The following is an 18,619-nucleotide window of genomic DNA, read 5'->3' as shown; positions in this document are numbered from 1 at the left end:
ACCGGTGTCTGGCTACGGTGGCCCACGATTTCACGACATTTGCCGGGCAGGGAGTTGTCATACGCAGTGAATCTCTTCAAACGGGCGTGGTGGCGGCTGACCAGCCACCTCGGAAAGACCTTGATGCTGGTCGGTCTCTTCTTCGCCATCTGCACCTTGGTCCTCTCCGGACTTCTCATCCGGTCCGCCGCGGCCCGGGCGACCGACGACGCCAAGAGGAGCGTCGGCGCCGTCGTCACCATGCAGTTGGACCTCAACGCCCTGATCAACTCGGGGAAGGCCCCCAAGCCCGACGGCACCGGCTACGTCGCGATCGGTCCGGGCGGTGACCTGCATCGCAGCCTGGTCGACAAGATCTGCGAGTCGTCGGTGGTCAAGCAGTGCAACTACACGACGGACTCGGCCGCCGCGCCGACCGGCGGCTCGAAGCTGTACCAGCCGGTGCCGCCGCCGGTCGGGGCCGGCGGCCCCGACTTCTTCGCGGCCGCCGGGGTGCGCGATCAGCAGTCGGTGCCCTTGTTCCGAAACGGCGATGCGACGATCGTCGCCGGGCACGGGATCGGCCCGGCGAGCAAGAGCGACGAGGTCGTGGTCGAGCAGCGTCTGGCCACGCAGAACCACTGGAAGGTCGGCGACAGGATCAAGCTGAAGGTCGGTGAACAGCCACCGCCCGGCCAGCGGAAGAACGAGGACGAGTTCGAGTTCACGGTCGTCGGCATCTACTCCAGCGGAACCGTGGACACCGGGCGGTACGTGCCGGCCATGATGGACCCGCCGAACAAGCTGTACGTTTCCACGGACGGCGCCACCCTGCTCCGCGGCACGAAGCCGGGCGCCGGCGGGGGCGTCGTCCTGCAGGCCACCTTCACCCTGTCCGACCCGGCGGACATGCCCCAGCTGAAGAAGCACGCGGAGGCCGTCGGCGCCGACCTCGGCATCTTCCCGATGACGGTCAACGACAAGCAGTATCGGGAGCTCGTCGGGCCCATCACCAAGACCGCGGACTTCGCGACCGTCACCGTGTGGCTCGTCGCCCTCGCCGGCACCGTGATCCTCGCCCTGATCGTCGCCTCGTGGCTGCGCGAGCGCCGCAAGGAGCTGGGCATCCTGCTCTCGCTCGGCGAGCGGAAACCCAAGCTGCTCGGCCAGCACCTGGTGGAGGTCGTCGCCTGCGCGCTGATCGCGGTCGGCCTCTCCTCGGCGGTCAGCCCGCTCCTGTCCCAGGCCGTCGGCAGCCGGCTGCTGTCCGGCGAGGTGTCCTCGGCCAAGGAGTCCGCCGCGAACTCAGGCGGCGACGCCGACCCTGGCGCCCTCACCGTCGTCGGCGCCGGAGGCCCCGTGTCCCTCGCGGACGACGCCCCGAAGGTCGAGCCCATCGACTCGCTCGACGTGCGGCTCGGCACCGCCGACATCGCCACGATCGGCGCCACCGGACTCGGCATCGCCGCCCTGGCCACGCTCATCCCCGGCGCGCGCGTGCTGCGCCTCAATCCGCGTGACATCCTGACGAAGGACGACTGAAGCGATGACTTCCCACGCGCCTGCTCCGGTGCTGGAACTCACCGAGGTGACCCGCTCCTACCAGAGCGGTAACCGCAGACGCACCGTGCTCAAGGGCGTCAGCTACGCCTTCGAACCGGGCCGCATGTACGCCGTGATCGGCCCCTCCGGCAGCGGCAAGACCACGCTGCTCTCCCTGGCCAGCGGCCTGGACTCACCGAGCTCGGGCAGCGTCCGCTTCCGCGGCCGGGACGTCGCGGAACTGGGCCTCGGCCGCTACCGCAACCGTCATGTGGCCACCGTCTTCCAATCGCTGAACCTGCTCACGTACATGACGGCGGTCCAGAACATCACCTCCGCCATGGAGATCACCGGGGTACGGCGGGGCAACAAGAGGCAGCGCGCGGTCGAGCTCCTCGACCTGCTCGGGGTGGACGCCGCCGAGCACAACCGCCGGACCCTGCAGCTGTCCGGCGGGCAGCAGCAGCGCGTCGCCATCGCCCGTGCGCTGGCCTGCGAGGTCGACATCCTCTTCGCCGACGAACCCACCGGCAGTCTCGACCACGAGACGGCGGCCGGGATCATCGCCGTGTTCCGGAAGCTGGCGCACGACGAGGGCAAGTGCGTGGTGGTGGTGACGCACTCCCGTGAGGTGGCGGACGCCTCGGACGAGGTGCTGCAACTCAAGCGGGGCAAGCTCAACGCGCAATAGGCGCGGCCTGAGCCGGGCCATCCGCGGCACCTTCGCCCACGGCTGCATCAAACCGCGCTCCCTTGCGGAGGTCGCGGAACGGCCCGGCTCACCGCCTGCCAACGGGGCGCCGACATGACACCACAGGAGGCCGCCGACCGGATGGCCACTGTCCGTAACCATCAGATTCCTGAAGTCATGAGATAGAATGAAGAAACCGAGGTCTTCTCGAGCGTTGGCACTCAGGTCGGCGTCGCCCCCGGCGATTCACGATCACGGCCCCTTCGAAGGGGCCGGGCAGGTCGAGTGACCATGACGTCGGCACTTCTTTCTCAACGGGCACCGCTCAGCTCCGTGTCATCCGGGATGCCTCGGGTGGATTCCGCGCTTCGGCTCAGTCTCCACCCGGTGCCGGACCGGCGAGCCGTGGTGGACGGGGCCTGGTGGCCCTACTCCCGTGACGCGACCGCCGAGCTGCCCGATCTCATCGCCGCCGTTGACCAGCGGCTGCAGCGGACCACGCTGCTGGTCCGCGTGCACCCGGAGGAGTGGCGGCGCATCCCGCGCCGGATCCCGGCCCGCGGACGGCAGGTCCGCATCGAATGGTTCCGCCACGCCGGTCCTCAGATGATCGTCCTGTCCTTCACCTCCGGCGAGCCGGTCGCCCTGCTGGTCATTCCGCCGGAAACCGCAGTCGGCCCTGCCGAGGCCGCGCTCAAGCTCACCGTCCGGAACACGGCGGACTTGACCCACGACGCGATCTTCGCGCTTGTGCCCGTGCCGCCCGATCCCGCTCTCCGCGCGACGGCCGACGGCTCGGCCCACCGGGGGAACGAGGGCGGTTCGGTCATCGGGCAGGAGACGCGGCTCTCCACCAGGCTGCCGACGTAGTCCACGTGACGCCCGCCAACCGGATCGAGCCGGTTCGGCACCACGCGTTTCAGCGGCGTACCGACTTTCCGGTCGGCAGGCATCCCAACGCTTTCAGCCTCTCCAGAAGGAGACTTCCATGACCGTCGTCGACACCGCCCCTCTTGGTATGTCCGATCCGTCACGACCGACCACCGTCCATCTGTCCGGCGAGATTGACATCTTCACCAGCGAAGCGCTTCGCCGGCGGTTGATGAGCACCCTGCGCCACAGCACGAGCCTGCTCGTCATCGACCTGTCGGAGGTGTCGTTCTGCGATGCCGGCGGCTTGGCCGTCCTGGTCGGCATCCAGCACCGCGCCCGGTCTATGGGCATCACCTTGGCTCTGACGGCGCCCCGCCCGTTCGTTTCCCGGCTGCTGCACGTCACCGGCCTGGAGCGTGGCCTGCCGGTGGTGGCGTGAGCCGACCCTGATCCGCGCCGCGCAACCCGGCCCGGAGGGCGCCCGCAAACACGCGGCGATGGAGGAACGCACGGGTCACAGGTTCCGCGAGAACCTGTCCATGACGCGGAAAAGCGCAAGGTTGTCCTCGACCCATTGGGCGAAGGTGCGGCCCGGACGGCCGTGACCTGCTCGACTAGCCTGAACAGACCGGCTTGATCACCTTTCCCCGGACTTCGGAACGGTGAACGCGTTCTCGTTCCCGCGGGCCCTCCGTCCCCGTGATGATCGCGCCGTGTGCACTCCACCGGGCGCGCACACCACAAGGATCACCGGCGCGAGGAGACGCCGCCGCGCCGTATCGGGTCGACGGCCTCGTACAGCGCGGCCAGGCGGTCCGCCGCCGCGGCATGAGCGGTCTGGCGATCGCCCCCGGCAGGGAGCCCGTGAAAGCCCGGGCCGGCCGGGCGACGGGTGAGTCGCCGAATCTTCTCGCAGACCTCGTGGGTTCCTGCGTACCCCTACACAAATGGACAAACACCCCCAGCATCGATGGAGGGTGACGAGCGCGGTCACAGCATGGCCGCCGCCTTCCCCTACCGGCCGGTCCGGATGTGTAATGCAGCTCGTGGATCACATTACGCCAGCGCGGCAACCGTCCGCGGACTCCGTCACGGCGCCACCCCCGGTCCCCGGCCTCGCGGTACGGCTCCGCGGGGTCAAACGAACGTTCACCGCCGAACTCGCCCCCGTCCGCGCCCTCCGCGGCGTCGATCTTGACGTCCCCGGCGGCGACTTCCTGGCCGTCATGGGCCCCTCCGGATCCGGGAAGTCCACACTCCTCAACATCGTCGCCGGACTCGACCCGGCCGACGAAGGCAGCGTCGAAGTCGCCGGCGAACGCGTCGACGGACGCCACGAGAACCACCTCGCCCGCTTCCGGCGCCGCCACATCGGCCTCGTCTTCCAGTTCTTCAACCTGCTCGACGGCGTCTCAGCCCTCGACAACCTGATCATGCCGGGCGTCCTGGCCGGCCTGCGCAGAACCGCCGCCGAAGCCCGTGCCCGCGACCTGCTGGACCTGCTCGGCCTCGCCGACCGAACCCACCGGGTGCCCGCCGTGCTCTCCGGCGGCCAGCGGCAGCGCCTCGCGATCGCCCGCGCCCTGGTCAACCGGCCCACCCTCCTGCTTGCCGACGAACCGACCGGCGCCCTGGACAGCGAAGGCGGCGTCGAGATCCTGGAGCTCTTCCGCAGGCTCCACCACGACGGCCAGACCATCGTCATGGTGACCCACTCCGCCGACGTCGCCGCCGGCGCCCGCCGCGTCGTGCGGATGCGTGACGGCCGGATCGAACCCGAGCAGACCCGATGACCACGGCCCTCAGCTGGCTCCGGCTGGAACTGCGGCACCGCCGCCGATCCCTGGCGATGCTCACCCTGCTCGTCGCCCTCGCCACCGCGGCCGTCCTCGCCCCCGTCGCCGGCGCCCGCCGCGGCGCCACCGCCGTCGACCGGCTCGGCCAGACCACCCTGCCCGCCACGGTGGCGGTCCTGCCCAACCAGCCCGGCTTCGACTGGGCGAAGGTCCGCGCCCTTCCACAGGTCGAGACGCTCGCCGGATTCGCCCTGACCGGATTCGCCGTCGACGAGGTCCCCGACTACGTGGCCACCTTCCCCCCGGTCGACGGCGAGCTGCTGCACACCGTCGAACGCCCCGTCGTCCTGCAAGGCCGCCTCCCCGACCCGGCCCGGCACGACGAGGTCGTGGTCGGCTCCCGGTTCCCCGGCGCCCACCACCGAGGCGTCGGCGACCGCCTGACCCTGCGCCTGATGTCCCCCGACCAAGTCAAAACCGGCTACAACCCCGACTCCGGCACCCCTCCGCTCGGCCCGGCCGTCCCCGTCACCATCGTCGGCGTCATCCGCTCACCCTGGTTCTCCGAACGGGCCGGAGAAGTCGGCGGCGTCCTCCCCACCCCCGCCCTGTTCGCCCGCCACCGCGCCAACTTCGGCGACGACGTCCCCGTCAACGCCCTGGTACGGCTGCACGGGGGACAGGCGGCGATCCCCGCCTTCCGCGACGGACTGGCCCGCGTCTCCGGCCGCTCCGACATCGACGTGTGGGACCTGGAGGCCAAGAGCACCGCGCCGGTCCGCCAGGCCACCGCCTTCGGCGCCGCGTCCCTGCTCGCCTTCGGGCTCGCCGCCCTGGCCGCCGCGTCCGTCCTGGTCGGCCAGGCGGTCGCCCGCTACATCGCCGCGACCACCGCCGAGCTGCGGGTGCTGCGAGCCGTGGGACTGACCAGAGGACAGACCGTCGCCTGCGCCTCGGCCGGGCCGCTCCTGGCCGCCCTCGCCGGAAGCACCCTGGGTGTCGCCGCCGCCGCGGCCGCCTCGGTGTGGACGCCCATCGGCGCGGCGGCGCTACGCGAACCCGACCCCGGGTTCGACGTGGACCCGCTGGTCCTGGGGGTGGGCTGGCTCCTCGCCCCGATCCTGGTCCTGGCCGGATCCGCGGCCGCGGCCGCGCTCGCGCCGCTCGCCGAACGCGACGACGGGCAGGGCCGCCGCTCGGCGGTCGCCCGGACGGCGGCCCGCTGGGGACTGCCCGTCCCGGTCGTCGTCGGCGCGCGGTTCGCCCTGGAGCCGGGGCGCGGCCGGACCGCGGTCCCGGTCCGCCCGGCGCTCCTCGGCGCGGTGACCGGTGTCGTCGGCGTGCTCGCCGCGTTCACCTTCTCCGCCGGGGTCGTCGACGCGGCCGAGCACCCGGCCCGGTTCGGGCAGACCCACCAGCTGGAGATCCATCTCGGCTCCAACGGCCAGGACTTCGGGCCTTCCGCGCAGATCCTGGCGAAGACGGCGGCGGATCCGGCGGTGCGCGGCGTCAACCACGCCCGGATCGCGGTGGCCGAGTCCGCGGGCGTCCCCGTCACCGTCTTCACCCACGACCCGGTGGGTGAGGCGCCGCCCGTGGTCCTGCTGCGCGGCCGGATGCCGTCCGCGCCGCAGGAGATCGTCCTGGCGCCGTCCAGCGCGGACGCGCTCGGCGTGACCGTCGGCGACCGCTTCCCGCTCGGCGGTGGCCCGACCCCCGTGCCGACGACGGTCACCGGGATCGGCTTCGTCCCGGTCGGGCCGCACAACCGGTACGTCGAGGGGGCGTGGGTCACCCCCAGTGGATACGACCGGCTCTTCGCCGGGGCCCACGTCCCCTACAAGTACCGCGGCGCGCAGATCGCCCTGCGCCCGGGCGCGGACGTGGAGGAGGTGGGGCGGCGGCTGCAGGATTCCGCCGTCCCCCCGGGGATCGAGGGCGGCCTGGTCTTCGTCGCGCCCGCGGAGCTCCCGGAGGTGGCGCAGATCCGTGACATCCAGCGGCTGCCGGTCCTACTCGGGGCCTTCCTCGCCCTGCTGGCGGCCGGGGCGCTCGGCCACGCCCTGACCACGGCCGTACGGCGCAGACGGCGCGAGGTCGCGCTGCTCCGCGCGCTCGGCATGACCCGGCCCCAGTCCCGCTGGACGGTCGTCGTCCAGGCCGCGCTCCCGGCGATCGCGGGGCTGGCGTTCGGGATGCCGATCGGGGCGGCGCTCGGCCGTACCCTGTGGCGGATCGTCACCGAGATCACCCCGCTGGCCTATCTGCCGCCTCTGGCCGAAGGTGCCCTGCTCCTGGCCGGGCCGGTGACGCTCCTGCTCGCCGTGGTGCTCGCCGTGCGCCCCGGCCGTACCGCCGCCCGGCTGCCGCTCGGCCAGGTCCTGCGGACGGAGTGAGGAGATGACGGTGGCGCCGGTGGTCCTGACCGCCGTCTGGGCGCTGGTCGCCGTCCTGCTCGGCCGGGTGGGGGAGGCCCGGCTCGCCCGCGCCGGAGGGCTGGTCGCCGCGGCCCTGGCCGCGGCGGCCGTGTGGCCGGCCTGCCTCCCGCTTGTCCCGGCGGCCTGGCTGACCTGCGGGCTGAGCCTTCCCGACGGGGTGCTCAGGTCACGGCGGCGCAGGCTCGCCGCCGCCGCGGCCGGTCTCGCCGCGCTCGGCTGGACGGCCCTGCTCGCCGCCGCCGACGCGGCCCCCGAACAAGGTGCTGCGGTCGCCGCGGGAGCGGGTGTCCTCGCGGTCACGCTCGTCGCGGCGGTACGCCGCCACCGCGGGGCCTCGGCCGCGGACCGCCGTACCCTGCAGTGGGTCGCCGCCGCGGCCGTGGCGTGCACGGCCGCGGCCATCGTCCTGATCGCGCTCCATTTGGTGCTCGACCTGCCCGGCGAGCCGATCCCGTGGATCCTGGGCGCCCTGACGCTGCCACCCGCGGGGTTGCTCCTCGGCCGGCTCCCCGCGACGGCCGGGCCGGCGGAACGGGTCCTGGCGGAGGCCGTGGTCGCCGCGGGCCTCACCCTGCTGGTGGTCGCCGTCTACCTGGTGCTGATCGCCGGGATCGCCCGCCTGCCTGTCGGCGCCGACCGCGACGTCCTGATCGCCGGAATCCTGGCGTCCCTCGTCGCGGTCGCCCTCGCGCTGCCCCTGCGCGTCCGCCTGGTGTCCCTCGGCCGATCCCTGTCGGCCAGGCGCGGCCAGACCCCCGAGGAGACCCTGGCCGGCTTCGGCGCCCGGATGAGCCGCGCGGTGCCGTTCGACGAACTGATGCTCCAGCTGACGGAGTCCCTCAAAGCCACCTTGGGACCGGCCGGCGCGGAGGTCTGGGTCGGAACCGAGGGGATGCTCCGCCGCACGGTCAGCGTGCCCGAACTCCCCGCCGCGCGGCTCACCCTCACCGACAAGGAACGGCTCGTCGTCGGGCGCACCCCGATCGGGGGAGCCGCCTGGGCGGAGGTGTGGCTGCCCCACCTGCTCGCCGGTCACCCGCGGCAGGCGCCGGTCCGCGTCGTCCCGGCCGCGCACCTCGGCGACCTGCTCGGACTGCTTGTCGTCCGGCGGACCCCGGAGGCGCCCGAGTTCACCGAGGCGGAGAACCGCGTGCTCATCGAACTCGCCCGCCAGGTCGGCCTCGCCCTGCACACCCTGCGGCTGGACTCCGCCCTCCAGGCGTCGCTGGAGGAGCTCCGGCGCAGCAACGCCGAGCTGCGCGCCTCCCGCCTGCGGATCGTCACCGCCGCCGACGCCTCCCGCCGTGCCATCGAACGCGACCTGCACGACGGAGCCCAGCAGCATCTGGTCACCCTCTCGGTCAAACTCGGCCTGGCCTGCGCGATCGTGCAATCCGACCCGGCCGCGGCGGCCGAACTCCTTCAGGAGCTGCGCGGCGTCGTCCGCGCCACCAACGCGGCGTTCCGTGAACTCGCCCACGGCATCTACCCGCCGCTGCTGCGCGCCCACGGCCTCGGCGAAGCCCTCCGCTCGGCCACCCGGCGCCTGCCGCTGCGCCACCGCGTCACCGCCGACCTGCCGTACCGCTATCCCGAACAGGTCGAGGCCGCCGTCTACTTCTGCTGCCTGGAAGCCGTCCAGAACGCGGCCAAGCACGCGGGTCCCGGCGCCTTCGTCCAGGTGCGGATCCACGCCGAAGAGGAGGAGCTCCGCTTCGAGGTCCGCGACGACGGCCGCGGCTTCACCCCCGGGGCCGGGCAGGGACACGGTTTCGTGAACATGCGCGACCGGCTCGGCGCCGTCGGCGGCGTGCTCACCGTCGAGTCCGCACCGGGGGAGGGCACCGCGGTCTCCGGTCGGATCCCCGCCCGGCCCGCCGGCTGAGCCGCGCACGCCGTACGGCCAAGGCGGGCGACGGGGCGGCACCCGGAGCCGGGTAAGGTGTGCCGCAACCTCGGGGCTGCCACGACCGCTCCCGCAACCAGGCCGAGGCTCAACCTGAGGCGCCCAGACGGCGGCACGGGCCTACCGCGCCGGAGCCGGAGCGCACCGTCGGCGGCACCCTTCCGCCGTTTGCCAAGCTCGCCGGGGCCGACCCAGGCCCGCTCACCCGCCGACGCGTTCCAGTGGCCCGCCGCCGAGCCGCAGCCAGGTCAGCACGGCCAGCACCCGCCGGTTGTCCTCCGGTTCCGGACGCAGGTCCAGCTTGGTCATGACCGCCGCGATGTGTGCCTCCACCGTCTTGGCCCCCACGAACAGCCGCCGCGCGATCGCCGCGTTCGACCGCCCCTCGGCCATCAGCGCGAGGACCTCCCGCTCCCGGTCGGTCAACCGGTTCACCAGCGTCTCCTCGTGCCGCGCCCGCACCAGCATGCCGATGATCTCCGGGTCGACCACGGCGCCACCCGAGGTGACCCGCTCCAGCGCGTCCCGCAAGGCGCTCGGATTCTCCACGTTGTCTTTGAGGAGGTAGCCGACCCCGCGCGGGCTCGCCTCCAGCAGACGCGTCGCGTACGCGGCCTCGGCGTACGTCGACAGGACCAGCACCCCCAGCTCCGGGAACCGCGCCCGGAGCCCGACGGCCTCGGTCAGCCCTTCGTCGGTGAAGGTCGGCGGCATCCGGATGTCCAGGATCACGACGTCGACCCGCTCGGCGGCGAGCCGGGGCCGCAGCTCGCCCACGTCCGCGATCTCGGCGACCACCTCGACGCCCAGATGCCGCAGCAGCAGGGCGAGCCCCCTGCGGAACAACGCCGAATCATCACAGATCACGACGCGCATGAAACCTCCCGACTCCTCCGGCCACCAGTGTGGCAGCGCTCTGTCCCGATCGGTGGGATCGTCCGGGCCCGGTACGGGCGGAGCCGGCCGTCAGTCGCTCGTGACGAACGAGATCTCGGCGGTGCGCCCCGAAGACCGGCCGACGGCCCGTACCCGAACCGTCCCCGGCACGTCCGCGCGGAGGACGGCGTAGGCGAAGGCACCTTCGTCGGACGCGACGACCTCGTACCGGGCCTCGGCGGAGGAGGGATACGTGTAGAACAGGTCGACCGTCTCCTCCGGCTCGAAACCCGCGCCGTCGATCTGGCAGCTGATGGTCGGGGAGGGGTTGAGGCAGTGGCCGAGCCGCGGCGGGCCCTGCGGCGTCTTGGGTTTTTGCACCGGGGGAGGGGGTTCCGTCGTGGGCGACGGAGTCTTCTCCGGCCGCCTGGGCGGCTGAGGGGGTGGCTCGCCCCGGCCCGAGCCGTCCGACCCCTGGCCGGGCGACGGCAAGGAGATCAACCCGTTTTGTACGGCGACGACCCCCAGAAACGCGACGACAACGATCGCAAAGAGCGTCAGGAATCCCTTCACCCGAGGCTCCTCCCACCGAACGCCGACGCCGACGCGGCGGGCGCCGCGCCGAGCAGCGGATTCCTCATCACACGCATGGTGCTCTCCGATTGCTCGCGATCCGGTACGGGGCGAAGCCCGCACCCTCGGTCCATCGGCTCAACCATGCGCCGGGACGGGCCGTCGCCACATCGTGGCGATCCCTGTGATCTTCTCAGGGTTTTCCCTCAACCCCTTGACCGACCGGCGTCGCCGGACCCGGCGCGGCGGTGCGGAACGCGGCTTCCGAAGCAGGCCCCGGAGATGCGGCCGGGTCCGGGGCCTGGGATGCGCCTACGCCTTGGCGGGGTCCACGTTGAACAGCTTCGCCAGGTCGTCGAGCATCGCGTGTGCCCCTTGGAGGCCGACGGCGCTCATCCATGTGGTGTCGCTGACGTCGTGCTTCTTGCCCTTGAGGCGTCCCCAGAGGGGGTTGGCCATGAACTTGTCGCCGGTGGCGTTCTTGTCGGTGCCGTCCTCGATGCGGACCGCGATGAAAATGTGGTCCGCGTCGAGGTCGAGGATGCGTTCCTCGCTGATGTCGACGTTGATGGTGTCGGTGGTGGTGGGCTGGCCTTCGGGCCGGCGGAAGCCGACGTCCTTGAGCACGATGCCGGAGTAGGAGTTTTCGACGTAGAGGCGGGCGGTGGGCTCGTCGACGAACCGGACGACCGAGACGGCCGGCATCGTCCCGCCGCCCGCCCCGGCGATGGACTTGCCGATGGCCGCGGCGCGCTGCTCGAACTTCGCGATCGTCTGATCGGCGAGGTCCTCCTTGCCGACGGCCTGGCCTACGAGGCGGATGTTGTCCTTCCAGATGGCGCCGGTGGTTTCGCCGAACACGGTCGGCGCGATCTGGGAGAGCTTGGCGTAGAGCGCCTCGTGGCGGACCTTGGCCGATACGATCAGGTCCGGCTTCAGCGAGATGATCTTCTCCAGGCTGGGGCTCTCCAGGGTGCCCACGGTGACGGCCTGCGCGGCGTGTCCTTGGACGGAATCCAGGTACGAGGGCAGTTTGCCGGCGATCGAGCGGTACTCGGTGAAGCCGATGAGCTCGGTCTCCAGGCTGAGCACCGCGTCGACGAAGCTCTGGTCCAGGGCGACGACCCGCTTGGGCTGCGCCGGGATCTTCGTTTCGCCCATGGCGTGTTTGACGGTGCGCGGGAACGCCGCGCCCGCGGCGGGGGCTCCGCCTTCCGCCGCGGGCGAGCCGACCGGTGTGGGGGTGCTCGACCCGCAGGCGGCGAGTCCCAGGGAAAGTACGGCTGCCGCCGCCCCGGTGGCCAGGGCCCGAAACCGTCTCATTGGACACTCCCTAAGTAAAGGCAAGGCTAACCTAACTAAGGTTAGCCATACTTTGCCTGACATAATCCCCTGGGTCCCGCATAACCGAAATGGGGCTTCCGTGCGTGTCCGGCAGCGGACCCGCGAGCGAACCGGAGAGGAGCACGGCTGGTGAGTACAGCGGCGCTCGCGCGCCCCCCGGCAAAGGGACGGCTCCGTCGCATCCGACGGCGCAGAACCCTCGCCCTCGGCGTGTTGACCGCGATCCTGGCCCTGACCGTGGTCCTCAGCCTCGCCGTCGGCGCAAACCCCGTCGCGCCCGGCGACGTGTGGCTGGCGCTCACCGCCCCCACCGGCGGCGAAAGCGACATCGTGGTCCGCTCCCTGCGCGTGCCGCGCACCGCGCTCGGCGTCCTGGCCGGCATCTCCCTCGGCGTGGCCGGAGCACTGATGCAGGGCCACACCCGCAACCCGCTGGCCGACCCCGGGCTTCTCGGTGTCACCCAGGGAGCGGCGTTCGCCATGGTCGTCAGCATCCTGGTGTTCGACATGACCGGACTCCACACCTACATCTGGTTCGGTCTGGCAGGCGCACTCCTGGCCAGCGCCGGGGTTTTCGCCCTCGGCACCGCGGGCGGCGGCAGAAGCGGGTCCACCCCCGTCACCCTCGCCCTCGCCGGGACCGCGGTCAGCGCCTTCCTGTACGCCTTCACCTCGGCCGTGGTGCTCCTCGACGAACAGGCGATGGACGTGTTCCGTTTCTGGCAGGCCGGGTCCGTCGCCGGGCGCGGTGAGACCGTGTTCTGGCAGGTGCTCCCGTTCGCGGCCGCCGGGCTGCTGATCGCCCTGGCAGGCGCCCCCGGCCTCAACACCCTCGCCCTCGGCGAAGACGTCGCCTGCTCCCTCGGGCAGAACGTCGCCGTCACCCGCGCCGTCGGGATCGTCGCCGTCACCCTGCTCACCGGGGCCTCCGTGGCCGCCTGCGGAGCCGTGGCGTTCGTCGGGCTGATGGTGCCGCACATGGTCCGGCCGCTGGCGGGCCCGGACCACCGATGGCTCGTGCCCTACTCCGGGCTGCTCGGGGCGATCCTGCTGCTGACCGCCGACGTCATCGGCCGCGTGGTGGCGCTCCCGGGCGAACTGGAGGTGGGCGTGGTGCTGGCGCTGATCGGCGCACCGTTCTTCGTGGCCCTGGTACGCCGCAGAAACCAGGTGCGCCTGTGAACGCCCCCGCGCCGGTGACCAGGATCACCGCCGGGAAAGCCCTGCGCCTGCGCGGGGTGTCCTGGCTCGTGCGCCTGCGAGCCCTCGTCCTCACCCTGGCCGGAGCGGCCGCACTGCTTTCGCTGATGGCCCTGAGCACGACCATCGGCGACATCCCCCTGACGGTCGGGGACGTGGCCGCCGCGACCTTCGGCGACACCCCGAACAGCTTCGTCGTCAGGGAACTCCGCCTGCCCCGAGCCCTCACCGGAGCCCTGGTCGGCGCCGCGCTGGCGCTGTCCGGCGCGATCACCCAGGCCATCGCCCGGAACCCGCTGGCCAGCACCGACGTTCTCGGCGTCACCCAGGGTGCCAGCGTCGCCGTGGTCGCGCTGATCGTCTTGACCGGCGCCGCCTACGGCGGGGTCAGCGGCGGCCTGTCCCTCCTCGGCGTCCCCGCCGTCGCCCTGGCGGGCGGCCTGCTCGGCGCCGCCGCCGTCTACGCCCTGGCCTGGCGGCGCGGCCTCGAAGGACATCGGCTGGTGCTGGTCGGCATCGGCGTCGCCGCCGTCTTCAGCAACGTCAAGTACTGGCTGCTGACCGTGGGCGACGTCAACGACAGCGGCAGGGCGATGGTGTGGATCAGCGGCTCCCTCCACGCACGCGGCTGGGAGCACGTGCTGCCCGTCGGGCTCGCCCTCGCGGTCCTGGTCCCCGCCGCCCTGTTCGGCAGCCGTTCCCTGGCCGCGCTGCGCTTCGGCGACGACACCGTCACCGGGCTCGGCGTGCGCACGAATCACGCCCGAAGCGTGCTGATCTTCATCGCCGTGCTCCTCGCCGCCGTCGCCACCGCGTCGGCGGGCCCCATCGCCTTCGTCGCCCTCGCCGCCCCACAGATCGCCCTGCGGGTGGCCGGCACGCCCCAGCCTCCGCTCGTCGTGTCCGCCCTGACCGGCGCCGTGCTGACCGTCGCGGCCGATCTGGTGGCCCGTACCCTGTTCAGCCCCGTCGAACTCCCCGTCGGCGTGGTCACCGCCGTCATCGGCGCCCCGTACCTCGTCTACCTGCTCATCCGTATCCGCCGGGAACGGCGGGCCTGAGTGAGACCCCAAGCGGAGGACAGCCCATGAGACTCCAAGCCGTCGACGTCACCCTCGGATACGGCGACCGTACCGTCGTCGACGGGCTAGACCTGGGCATCGAGACCGGTACCGTCACCACGATCATCGGCCCCAACGGGTGCGGGAAATCCACCCTGCTCCGCGCGCTGGGCCGGCTCCTCAAGCCGACGGGCGGCCGGGTCCTGCTCGACGGCAAGCGCATCGACCGGCTTGCGGGCCGGGACGTCGCCAAGATCCTGGGCATCCTTCCGCAGACGCCCACGGCTCCGGAGGGACTCACCGTGGCCGACCTCGTCGCCCGGGGCCGGCACCCGCACCAGAGCTGGTATCGCCAGTGGTCGTCCGACGACGAGGGCGTCGTCGCCGAGGCGCTCCAGCTGACCGGGCTGCTCGACCTCGCCGAGCGGCCCCTGGACGAGCTCTCGGGCGGCCAGCGCCAGCGCGCCTGGATCTCCATGGCCCTCGCCCAGGGCACCGACCTGCTTCTGCTGGACGAGCCCACCACCTTCCTCGACCTGGCGCACCAGGTCGAGGTCCTCGACCTGGTGCGGCGGCTGCACGGCCGGGGAGGCAGCACCATCGTGATGGTGCTGCACGACCTGAACCTCGCCGCCCGCTACGCCGACCGGCTCGTCGCCATGCGCGACGGCCGGATCGTCACCGCCGGCACCCCGCGGGAGGTCCTCACCGAGGAGATGCTGCTCGCCGTTTTCGGACTTGAGGCCAAGGTGGTGCCGTGCCCGGTGTCGGGCGCCCCGCTGGTCGTCCCCATCGGGAGGGCGTCCTGACCCGGGCCGGTGCGCACCGGGCCGCCGCCGTCCGGCGGGGCCCGCACCGGAGCGGGGGAGCGGCCGGGAAGCCCCGGCGGATCACCGCCCGCGCCGGCAGGTGCCCGGCCGAAGAGCATCACCGTCGCCGACCGGCCTCCCATTCCGGGGATGCCCGAGGACTCCTCCGACTTCCCGCACACATCGTCTACGCGGCGAACTTCGAGGTCTGGGTCGACGGCGACCGGATAGCCGCCGATCAGATGGGCATCGCCCACGCGAAGGGATGCCGCTCGATCCCGCCGTGCGACGTCAAGGTCGCCTTCCACAAGCCCGTGGACGGCGGCCGGTTCGCCTTCGTCAACGGGATGTGCCTGGGTCAGGCGGCCCGGGAGCGCTTTGCCCGGGGACGGTGCACTCCCCGGGTCCCTGCGGGGGTCACGCCGGGGGAGCGACCTCCGGCTCGGACCGGAGCACCTCGATCGGGAAGCGGATGACCGCAGCCTTGGACGTACGACGTCGCCGTGCTAGGGGTTCACCGTCCAGAGGCGGGTGGTGAAGGTGAGACGCGCCCGATCGGCGTCGGAGCCTCCTCCCTGTTTGCGGGTGAGCTTCATCCAGGCGACGTCGCCCTCGGTGGTGACCACGCAGAACCGGCTCTTGCCGGGGATGAGGTCCTTGGCCTCGATCGTCCCCGCGGAGCGTTCCCGGGCGTCGGCCGCGCACCGTCCCGGGGTGGGGTCGTCGGAGTCGGTGGTGCCGAAGAAGCCCGAGTGGCCGCCGGTCAGGCCGGTGCCGTACTCCCATCGCACGTCGTAGTCGTCGCTGTCGATCTTCTCGACGTAGCCGACGACGGGGACGTCGAGATCGGCGGCCTGGTTGTTGGCCAGCGGATCAGGAAAGAAGAGGAGCTTGTCACGATATTTCGCCACGTAGCCGGATTCTGCGGTGGGTGTGGAGGGCGCCGGGGGAGCGGTTGCGGTGACCCCGTGCGAACCGGAGGAAGGCGACGCCGACGGGGCGCCGGGCACGGGCGTGGACGTCGCGGCGGCCGGCTTCTCCTCGGCCGTGACCTTGTCGACCACCCACACCGCGGCGGCGATGCAGGCACCGATGATCCCGGCCCAGGCTCCGGCCTTCGCCCAGCGGACGGATTCGCGGTGCCGCCTGTCCTCGGCGTCCGAACGTCTGTCTCCAGGCATGCGACCTCACCCAGACCTGTCTGGCTGTTTGATTGCGCGGCGCCGACTGTGGTGCACGGCCACAAACGTCAGCCTAACGCAACGTAATCATCCGTGCGGGATACGTAGGAAAAGGTTGACGGCATGCCCGCCACTTCTCAAGCTACTTGACATAATGTGTCTTATCGCGCAATCCGTGGGAGAGGTGGAAGGGGTGATTGCCGTCACGGTGGGCGCGCCAGGTCACCCAACCGGGCGAAGGGTGTACGCCGCGCATGGCCTGGCCGTCGTCCGCCAACCTCCCGCCGGCCCGCAAACCGGGGCCAACCACTAATGGGAGACTATGACTGGAATATCCCGAATTGAGTGGAGAGAGTCATGTCGTTCCAGGCCTACTTGGACAACATCGAGGACAAGACCGGGCTGACGCCCCGCGAGTTCATCGCCTTGGCGAAGGAACGCGGCTTCGACGACCCCTCCACCAAGGCGGGGGCGATCGTCGAGTGGCTGAAGCAGGACTACGACCTCGGCCGCGGGCACGCGATGGCGCTGGTGCATGTGATCAAGAAAGGTCCGAAGATCGACGCCAAGCATGTCGGGACCTCGGGTACCCATCGCGACGAGTCCGACACCCTGTGGCTGGACGGCAAGAACAACCGGCCTGAGGCGGACTGACAGCCGGCCCGGTCCAAGCCAGGACGCGACGCCGGCCTGCCGCCAGGCCGGCGATCATCCGCCTGACCTCCTGCGGGCTGAGTCCGCCGATCGAACCTGACCGTGGGGGCGGGGGCCGAACCCACCGATTCCGCCCCCACCCTGACGGCACCGGCTCAGGCCGGGTCGGGCAGACGGATCGAGGCGAGCTTGGCCGGGTCGACGATGATGTGGATGCCGGTGATCCGGCCTTCGGCGACCGTGAAGGCGACGACCGAGAGAGGGGTTCCGTCGGGACGCCAGGACATGTGGCCGGGGACGCCGTTGACCAGCACGGGCCGGTGGCGGGCGGCCTCACCGGAGAACATGCGGGCGCCGGCGGCGACCTTGGTCGCGCCCAGGGTGACGACCACGCCGCCAGGAGTGTCGACGGTCAGCTTCACGTCCGGGTCCAGAACCCGCAGCAGCGCTTCGAAGTCCCCGCCGAGGGCGGCGGCGCGGAACGCCCGGACGACCTCCCGGTGCTCGCGGCCGGGGCACGCCGGCCGGTCCACGGCTTGGACCTTGCGGCGGGCGCGGCTGGCGATCATCTTGGTGGCGTCGGCGGACTTGCCCAGGATCTGGCCGATCTCCTGGAACGGGACCGCGAACATGTCGTGCAGGACGAACGCCAGGCGCTCGCCCGGGGTGAGCGAGTCGAGCACGACGAGCAGGGCGAAGCCGACCGAATCGGCCAGCGCCACCTGCTCGTCCGGCGCGGGGTCGCCGCCGGGCGTCACCACGAGCTCCGCGAACCCGTGCCCATAGGCGGTTTCCGGGCGGGCTTGACGGGATCTGAGAAGGTCCAGGCTGATCCGGCCGACCACAGTGGTCAGCCAGCCCGCCAGATTGCCGATGGACGCCCCGTCCTGGCGGACGAGACGCATCCAGGCTTCCTGGACCACGTCCTCGGCGTCGGCGTGCGAGCCCAGCACGCGGTACGCGAGGGCGCGCAGCCGATCGCGCTGGGCTTCGAACGCCTCGGCCACCAGGCCGGACGGATCGGCGGTCACGGCTTCCGCGGCTGACGGAGCGAGACCCGGTTGCCGTCCGGGTCCACCGCCTCGACGCGGACCCCGAACGGATAGTCCACGGGTTCGGACTCCTCGAAGACGACGCCGCGCCGACGCAGGATCTCGAAATCCTTTCGCAGATCATCGGACTCGAGGATCAGCGGACCGGGCGCGCCCGGCCGTCCCGCGGCGGCCGCATGCGACCACAGGAGGATCTGCACCGGGCTGCCGGGAACGCCGACGGTGAGGAAGCGCCCGTCGGGCCCCGGGAAGTCGATCCGCTTCTCCAGGCCGAGTCCCTCGGTGTAGAACTCCAGCGCGCGGTCCTGATCGGTGACGTAGACCGTCACGTACATGATGGTGGTCAGCATCCTGTTCTCGATTCACTCGTCGGTGTGACGACCGCCCGTTTCCGGCCGTCGCACCCATGACGAGTGCCGACGGGCAAAGGTAACAGGACCGGATCCGCCGGAGCGGTCACCGGGGCGCACATGAGGTGCGGCACGGGAGCACACGTCCAAGCCCAGCACATGACTCGGCCGACCGAAACGGAACGCACCCCGCCATGGAGCAGGGCCACCGTGATAGGTGTCCGCCCGCACCCCTCACGCAGAGCACAACCACCAAGCCGGGACAACTTGTTCACCGTGGCTGGAAACGATGGG

At 71.8% G+C, this 18,619-nt stretch carries 18 protein-coding genes; 12 read left to right on the top strand and 6 right to left on the bottom strand.

Annotation, left to right across the window (positions count from 1 at the left end; genetic code table 11):
* Positions 1-66: 66 nt before the first annotated feature.
* The 7 genes from RUR_RS17535 to RUR_RS17505 all read left to right on the top strand — a co-directional run bounded on the left by RUR_RS17535 (position 67) and on the right by RUR_RS17505 (position 9,204).
* Positions 67-1,521, top strand: a complete 1,455-nt coding sequence (locus RUR_RS17535; protein ID WP_283136146.1) for an ABC transporter permease — start codon at positions 67-69, stop codon at positions 1,519-1,521.
* Positions 1,522-1,525: 4 nt separating this feature from the next.
* Positions 1,526-2,212, top strand: coding sequence for an ABC transporter ATP-binding protein (locus RUR_RS17530; RefSeq protein WP_283136145.1), 687 nt, complete (start codon positions 1,526-1,528; stop codon positions 2,210-2,212).
* A 354-nt stretch (positions 2,213-2,566) separates the two neighbouring features.
* Positions 2,567-3,082, top strand: a complete 516-nt coding sequence (locus RUR_RS17525) for a DUF5994 family protein (RefSeq protein ID WP_283136144.1) — start codon at positions 2,567-2,569, stop codon at positions 3,080-3,082.
* 118 nt (positions 3,083-3,200) lie between these two features.
* Positions 3,201-3,524: an STAS domain-containing protein gene (locus tag RUR_RS17520; RefSeq protein ID WP_283136143.1), complete on the top strand. Its 324-nt coding sequence runs from the start codon at positions 3,201-3,203 to the stop codon at positions 3,522-3,524.
* Between the two features lie 607 nt (positions 3,525-4,131).
* Positions 4,132-4,878, top strand: coding sequence for an ABC transporter ATP-binding protein (locus RUR_RS17515; protein WP_283136142.1), 747 nt, complete (start codon positions 4,132-4,134; stop codon positions 4,876-4,878).
* Positions 4,875-7,277: an FtsX-like permease family protein gene (locus RUR_RS17510; RefSeq protein WP_283136141.1), complete on the top strand. Its 2,403-nt coding sequence runs from the start codon at positions 4,875-4,877 to the stop codon at positions 7,275-7,277. The genes RUR_RS17515 and RUR_RS17510 overlap by 4 nt, the downstream gene beginning before the upstream one ends.
* Before the next feature lie 10 nt (positions 7,278-7,287).
* Positions 7,288-9,204, top strand: a complete 1,917-nt coding sequence (locus RUR_RS17505; RefSeq protein ID WP_283136140.1) for a sensor histidine kinase — start codon at positions 7,288-7,290, stop codon at positions 9,202-9,204.
* A gap of 222 nt (positions 9,205-9,426) precedes the next feature.
* Here RUR_RS17505 and RUR_RS17500 read toward each other — a convergent pair whose 3' ends face one another.
* From RUR_RS17500 to RUR_RS17490, 3 genes are all read right to left on the bottom strand, one after another.
* Positions 9,427-10,101 (bottom strand): response regulator transcription factor, encoded by a 675-nt coding sequence (locus RUR_RS17500; RefSeq protein ID WP_283136139.1) that lies wholly within the window; start codon positions 10,099-10,101, stop codon positions 9,427-9,429.
* Positions 10,102-10,191: 90 nt separating this feature from the next.
* Entirely contained in the window at positions 10,192-10,674 is a 483-nt protein-coding gene (locus RUR_RS17495) for a hypothetical protein (protein ID WP_283136138.1), read from the bottom strand.
* 312 nt (positions 10,675-10,986) lie between these two features.
* On the bottom strand, positions 10,987-11,997 hold the full coding sequence (locus RUR_RS17490; protein WP_283136137.1) for an ABC transporter substrate-binding protein: 1,011 nt from the start codon (positions 11,995-11,997) through the stop codon (positions 10,987-10,989).
* Between the two features lie 150 nt (positions 11,998-12,147).
* Between RUR_RS17490 and RUR_RS17485 the strand changes: the two genes are divergently transcribed.
* From RUR_RS17485 to RUR_RS17470, 4 genes are read left to right on the top strand one after another with little or no spacing between them, the layout of a single operon-like run.
* Positions 12,148-13,200, top strand: coding sequence for a FecCD family ABC transporter permease (locus tag RUR_RS17485; RefSeq protein WP_283136136.1), 1,053 nt, complete (start codon positions 12,148-12,150; stop codon positions 13,198-13,200).
* Complete coding sequence (locus RUR_RS17480; RefSeq protein ID WP_283136135.1) at positions 13,197-14,279, top strand: FecCD family ABC transporter permease; 1,083 nt, start codon at positions 13,197-13,199, stop codon at positions 14,277-14,279. Before RUR_RS17485 ends, RUR_RS17480 begins: the two co-directional genes overlap by 4 nt.
* A 26-nt stretch (positions 14,280-14,305) precedes the next feature.
* Positions 14,306-15,088, top strand: a complete 783-nt coding sequence (locus RUR_RS17475; RefSeq protein WP_283136134.1) for an ABC transporter ATP-binding protein — start codon at positions 14,306-14,308, stop codon at positions 15,086-15,088.
* Positions 15,037-15,564, top strand: coding sequence for a hypothetical protein (locus RUR_RS17470; RefSeq protein ID WP_283136133.1), 528 nt, complete (start codon positions 15,037-15,039; stop codon positions 15,562-15,564). The genes RUR_RS17475 and RUR_RS17470 overlap by 52 nt, the downstream gene beginning before the upstream one ends.
* A gap of 30 nt (positions 15,565-15,594) precedes the next feature.
* Here RUR_RS17470 and RUR_RS17465 read toward each other — a convergent pair whose 3' ends face one another.
* Positions 15,595-16,269, bottom strand: coding sequence for a hypothetical protein (locus RUR_RS17465; RefSeq protein ID WP_283136132.1), 675 nt, complete (start codon positions 16,267-16,269; stop codon positions 15,595-15,597).
* Positions 16,270-16,626: 357 nt separating this feature from the next.
* Between RUR_RS17465 and RUR_RS17460 the strand changes: the two genes are divergently transcribed.
* Positions 16,627-16,923: a DUF4287 domain-containing protein gene (locus RUR_RS17460; RefSeq protein ID WP_283136131.1), complete on the top strand. Its 297-nt coding sequence runs from the start codon at positions 16,627-16,629 to the stop codon at positions 16,921-16,923.
* 155 nt (positions 16,924-17,078) lie between these two features.
* On the opposite strand, the gene RUR_RS17455 is transcribed toward RUR_RS17460, so the two are convergent.
* Both RUR_RS17455 and RUR_RS17450 read right to left on the bottom strand, forming a co-directional pair.
* A complete protein-coding gene (locus tag RUR_RS17455; RefSeq protein ID WP_283136130.1) occupies positions 17,079-17,954 on the bottom strand; it encodes a sigma-70 family RNA polymerase sigma factor in 876 nt (291 codons plus the stop codon).
* Entirely contained in the window at positions 17,951-18,325 is a 375-nt protein-coding gene (locus RUR_RS17450; RefSeq protein ID WP_283136129.1) for a VOC family protein, read from the bottom strand. The genes RUR_RS17455 and RUR_RS17450 overlap by 4 nt, the downstream gene beginning before the upstream one ends.
* Between the last annotated feature and the right edge of the window lie 294 nt (positions 18,326-18,619).

Origin of the sequence: Rhizohabitans arisaemae, assembly GCF_025996515.1 — a bacterium.
GTDB classification, from domain to species: Bacteria; Actinomycetota; Actinomycetes; order Streptosporangiales; family Streptosporangiaceae; genus Rhizohabitans; species Rhizohabitans arisaemae.
The sequence above is the reverse complement of the archived record's forward strand: the minus strand, read 5'-3'. Positions and strand labels throughout refer to the sequence as shown.